The organism is Pseudomonas sp., from assembly GCF_049645325.1.
Lineage (GTDB): Bacteria > Pseudomonadota > Gammaproteobacteria > Pseudomonadales > Pseudomonadaceae > Aquipseudomonas.
The window spans coordinates 1-5,119 of sequence record NZ_JBARTQ010000678.1 but is presented as its reverse complement, the minus strand read 5'-3'; the positions used below and the strand labels follow the sequence as shown (position 1 = coordinate 5,119).

At 60.2% G+C, this 5,119-nt stretch carries 5 protein-coding genes; 2 read left to right on the top strand and 3 right to left on the bottom strand.

All coding sequences use genetic code 11. The features are described 5' to 3' along the window. The coding region (locus WBB95_RS28995) for a UDP-2,3-diacylglucosamine diphosphatase (protein ID WP_424490704.1) at positions 1–604 on the top strand (604 nt) is incomplete at its 5' end. A gap of 123 nt (positions 605–727) precedes the next feature. On the opposite strand, the gene WBB95_RS28990 is transcribed toward WBB95_RS28995, so the two are convergent. From WBB95_RS28990 to phhA, 3 genes are all read right to left on the bottom strand, one after another. Then, on the bottom strand, positions 728–1,921 hold the full coding sequence (locus tag WBB95_RS28990; protein WP_424490703.1) for an amino acid aminotransferase: 1,194 nt from the start codon (positions 1,919–1,921) through the stop codon (positions 728–730). Then, positions 1,921–2,277 carry a 4a-hydroxytetrahydrobiopterin dehydratase gene (locus tag WBB95_RS28985; protein WP_200433498.1) on the bottom strand — a complete coding sequence of 119 codons (357 nt, stop codon included), beginning with the start codon at positions 2,275–2,277 and terminating at the stop codon, positions 1,921–1,923. Before WBB95_RS28985 ends, WBB95_RS28990 begins: the two co-directional genes overlap by 1 nt. A gap of 98 nt (positions 2,278–2,375) precedes the next feature. Then, on the bottom strand, positions 2,376–3,167 hold the full coding sequence (gene phhA / locus WBB95_RS28980) for a phenylalanine 4-monooxygenase (RefSeq protein WP_424490702.1): 792 nt from the start codon (positions 3,165–3,167) through the stop codon (positions 2,376–2,378). A gap of 257 nt (positions 3,168–3,424) precedes the next feature. Between phhA and WBB95_RS28975 the strand changes: the two genes are divergently transcribed. Beyond that, the gene (locus WBB95_RS28975) at positions 3,425–4,987 is read left to right on the top strand and encodes a sigma-54-dependent transcriptional regulator (RefSeq protein WP_424490701.1); all 1,563 of its coding nucleotides are present in this window, start codon (positions 3,425–3,427) and stop codon (positions 4,985–4,987) included. The last annotated feature ends 132 nt before the right edge of the window (positions 4,988–5,119 follow it).

Genomic DNA, 5,119 nt, shown 5'->3' with positions numbered 1-5,119 from the left:
CACCAACGTGATCCGTCGCCTGCTGACCATGGCCAAGCGCGGCACCGAAGTGATCTACGTCACCGGCAACCACGACGAGTTCCTGCGCCGCTATTCCAAGCTGATCCTGGGCAATATCCAATTGGTGGATGAGGCGGTGCACGTGACTGCTGATGGCCGGCATTTATTGGTGATCCATGGCGACCAGTTCGATGTGATCACCCGTTACCACCGCTGGCTGGCGTTCCTCGGTGATTCGGCCTACGAATTCACCCTCACCCTGAACCGCTGGCTCAACCACTGGCGTGCGCGGTATGGCTATGGCTACTGGTCGCTGTCGGCTTACCTCAAGCACAAGGTGAAGACGGCGGTGAGTTTCATCAGCGATTTCGAGGAAGCCATCGCCCACGAAGTGACCAAGCGCGAGCTGCATGGGGTGGTGTGCGGGCATATTAACCATGCCGAAATTCGTAAGGTCGGCGAGGTGGACTACCTCAATTGCGGGGATTGGGTGGAGTCGTGCACGGCGTTGATCGAGCACTGGGATGGGCATATCGAGTTGTATCGGCTGGCGGATGCGCAGGCGAAAGAGGCGTTGCTGAAGGCTGAGCTGGTCGCGGGCTAAAAGTCTTGCTCAGTCCCAATGTGGGCGCTGACTTGCCTGCGATAGCGGAGTGTCAGTCACATCTTGTTTGGATGTGACACCGTCATCGCAGGCAAGCCAGCTCCCACAGTGGGTTGTATTATTTCAGTTGGAGACGTCGGCGATGGCGTGTGCCAACAGCGTCAGGCGTGTGGCATCAATGCCTGCCACGTTAGCGCGCCCCGAATTGACCATGTACACGCTGTGTTTGTCGCGCAGTTGCTTGACCTGTTCGGCGCTCAAGCCGGTATAGGAAAACATTCCGCGCTGCGCACCAATATGCGCATATCGCTCGGCCAACCCGTGGGGCGCCAGCGCCTCTACGAGCCCGGAGCGCAACTGCGCAATCCGCGAACGCATGGCTTCGACTTCGTCGCTCCATACCTGTTTAAGCTGCGCATCACCGAGGATGGTCGCCACTACCGCTGCGCCATGGTCCGGCGGCGTCGACCACAGGTTGCGCGCGGTGTTCGCCAGTTGGCTGCGCACATCCGTGAGCTTTTCTGCGTCCTGCGCGCACACGATCAACGCACCGACACGGTCGCTATACAAGCCGAAGTTTTTCGAGCAGGAACTGGTGATCAGCACTTCCGGCAACTCGGCGGCAAACAAGCGCACAGCCCAGGCGTCTTGCTCCAAACCGTCGCCAAAGCCCTGGTAGGCGAAGTCGATCAGCGGCAGCAATTGGCGCTCGCGCACGATCTGCAGCACCTGGCGCCAGTCGTCCTGGGACAGGTCGAAACCCGTCGGGTTGTGGCAGCAGGCATGCAGCAGCACCACATCACCCTTGGGCACGGTGGACAGGGTCGCCAGCATCGCCGCCACATCCAGGCGGTTGTCAGCGCCGACGTACGGGTAGTGGCTGACTTTGAGCCCGGCTTTGGCAAAGATGGTTTCGTGGATCGGCCAGGTCGGGTTGCTCAGCCAGACGCCACGGGCGGGCAGGTTGTGCGCGATGAAGTCGGCGCTCAAGCGCAGGGCGCCAGTGCCACCTGGGGTCTGGGTCGCGCCGGCACGGTGTTCGCGGAGCAGCGCGCTGTCGGCGCCGAGTACCAGTTCGCTGATCAGCTTGCCGAACCTGGCATCGCCGTGACCGCCGATGTAGGTCTTGGTGGTCTGTGTATCCACCAGGCGCTGTTCGGCGAGTTTTACCGAATGCGGGATCGGCGTCAGGCCTTGGTCGTCTTTATAGACGCCCACGCCGAGGTCGAACTTGTTCGGGTTGGTGTCTTGGGCGTAGAGGTCCATCAGCCCGAGGATCGGGTCGCCGGGCACGCGGCCAATGGCATCGAAATGCATTACTTGCGGCCCTCGGCAACCTTGGCCACTTCGTCGGTGCGCGCGGCCATGATGAAGTCATTGCGGTGCAGGCCTTTGATGGAATGGCTCCACCAGGTCACGGTGACTTTGCCCCACTCGGTGAGCAGGCCCGGGTGATGGCCTTCGGCTTCGGAGATTTCACCCATGGCGTTGGTAAAGGCCAGGGCGAACTTGAAGTTCTTGAACAGGAAAACCTTTTCCAGCTGCATCACGCCGTCGCGCACTTCGATGTTCCAGTCGGGGATCTGTTTGATCAGTACCGGCAACTCTTCATCGCTGACTTGTGGGGCATCGGCGCGGCAGGCTTCGCAGTGGGCTTGGTTCAAGGTGGTCATGTAGGTGTCCTGAAGTTTTAAAAAACGGTCGTCAGTGGCGTCACCCTAAAGCAACGCGGGGCCAGGGAACAGACTCACGTGGCCTCAAAACGTAAGTGTCACGCGGCTTTTGTCTTGGGCGGAAACTTCGGTGCGTGCAGACCCAACTGCATCCCGCGCTCGACCATGCCCATGATGTCTTCCTGCGCCACTTCGAACAGGCGCTTGAGCTCGGGCAAAACGAAATACAGCGGCTGCAGGATGTCGATGCGGTACGGCGTGCGCATCGCTTCCAGAGGGTCGAAGGTTTGATGCTCGGGCTCGTCCGACAGGCTGTATACCGACTCTTTGGGCGACGACAAAATGCCGCCACCGTAGATGCGCCGACCTTGCGGCGTGTCCACCAGGCCGAACTCGATGGTCATCCAGTACAGGCGCGCCAGGTACACACGTTGCTCTTTGCTGGCGGCGAGGCCGAGCTTGCCGTAGGTGTGGGTGAACTCGGCAAACCAGGGGTTGGTCAGCAGCGGGCAGTGGCCGAAGATCTCGTGGAAGATATCCGGCTCTTGCAGGTAGTCCAGTTCTTCACGGGTGCGAATAAAGGTCGCCACCGGAAACTGCTTGCTGGCGAGCAATTCGAAGAAGGTCTGGAAGGGGATCAGCGCCGGCACGCGGGCGACTTGCCAGCCGGTGGTCTCGGCCAACACCGTGTTGATTTCGCCCAGTTGGGGAATGCGGTCCATCGGCAGGCCGAGCTTGTCGATACCGTCCAGGTATTCCTGGCAGGCGCGCCCCTCGATCACTTTCAACTGGCGGGTGATCAGGGTGTTCCACACCGCGTGTTCTTCCGGCGAGTAGTGGATAAAACCTTGCGCATCGGGCTCGCGGGCCACGTATTGCGTCTGCTTCATACGGCTCTCCTGCTAGGCATTCGTTCTTGTTATGTCCTGCGATGAGCCTATTGATAGCGCGGAAGGCGCTCGATTCCATCCGCCTGCGGCCTGAGACTGTAGGAAAATTTACCAATATTCGTAAAGTATTCGTTACGATCGGGGTGATCTTCGTTGTCTTGGGCTGTGAAAAGGTTACGCGCTGTCACATAATCTTGACGACTATCTGCGCCGAGTGACGAAAAGTCGCGGCGCCTTCCCTCTTTTCGGGGCTTTTCATGCGTATCAAAGTGCACTGCCAGAACCGCATCGGCATCCTGCGGGACATCCTCAACCTGCTGGTAGAATATGGCGTGAACGTTGCCAAGGGTGAGGTCGGCGGTGAGCACGGCAACGCCATCTACCTGTTTTGCCCGAACCTTGTGAACATGCAGTTCCAGGCATTGCGCCCGCAATTCGAGGCGATTGCCGGGGTATTTGGCGTTAAAAGGGTAGGGCTGATGCCCAGTGAGCGTCGGCATATGGAACTCAATGCGCTGCTCGGCGCCCTCGAATTCCCGGTGTTGTCCATCGACATGGGCGGCTCCATCGTCGCCGCCAACCGCGCGGCGGCGCAGTTGCTCGGGGTGCGGGTGGACGAAGTGCCTGGCATTCCGTTGTCGCGCTATGCCGAGGATTTCGATTTGCCGGAACTGGTGCGCGCGAGCAAATCGCGCATCAATGGCCTGCGGGTCAAGGTCAAGGGCGATGTATTCCTGGCGGACATCGCGCCGTTGCAATCGTCCGAACACGATGACAGTGAAGCCATGGCCGGCGCCGTGCTGACCCTGCACCGCGCCGACCGCGTCGGTGAGCGCATCTATAACGTGCGCAAGCAAGAGCTGCGCGGCTTTGACAGCATCTTCCAGAGTTCCAGGGTCATGGCGGCGGTGGTGCGTGAGGCCCGGCGTATGGCGCCGTTGGATGCGCCTCTATTAATAGAAGGCGAAACCGGCACCGGCAAAGAGCTGCTGGCGCGCGCCTGCCACCTGGCCAGCCCACGCGGGCAATCGCCGTTGATGGCGCTTAACTGCGCCGGGTTGCCGGAGTCGATGGCCGAGACCGAGCTGTTCGGCTACGGCCCCGGCGCATTCGAGGGCGCGCGGGCCGAGGGCAAGCTGGGGCTGCTGGAGCTGACGGCAGGCGGTACGTTGTTTCTCGATGGCGTGGGGGAAATGAGTGCGCGGTTGCAGGTGAAGTTGCTGCGCTTTCTGCAGGACGGTTGCTTTCGCCGTGTAGGCAGTGATGAAGAGGTGTATCTGGATGTGCGGGTGATTTGTGCGACCCAGGTGGACTTGTCGGAACTGTGCGCGCGTGGTGAGTTTCGCCAGGACCTTTATCACCGCTTGAATGTGTTGTCGCTGCACATTCCGCCGTTGCGTGATTGCCTTGATGGGTTGGCGCCGTTGGTTGAGCACTTTCTCGACCAGGCGAGCCGGCAGATTGGGTGCCCGCTGCCCAAGCTGGCGCCGGCGGCGATGGACCGGCTCAGTCATTACCATTGGCCGGGCAATGTGCGGCAGTTGGAGAATGTGCTGTTTCAGGCGGTGTCGTTGTGTGAGGGCGGGACGGTCAAGGCCGAGCATATTCGCTTGCCGGATTATGGGGTGCGTCAGCCGCTTGGCGATTTTTCGCTGGAAGGGGGGTTGGAGGCGATTGTGGGGCGGTTTGAGAAAGCGGTCCTGGAGTTGTTGTATGTGGAGCATCCCAGTAGTCGGCAGTTGGGTAAGCGGCTGGGGGTTTCGCATACGACGATTGCCAATAAGTTGCGCGATTATGAGGTGGTGAAGGTGGACAAGTAGGTGGGTGGTTTTTGTGCATATCCGTTGTCGGGGTGATGGCTTCTATTGGTTCCGCTCTTACAGCGGCTCACTTTTGATAGAGCGCAAAAGTAAGCAAAACGCTCTTGCCCCTCCACTCGGTGCCTCGCCTAG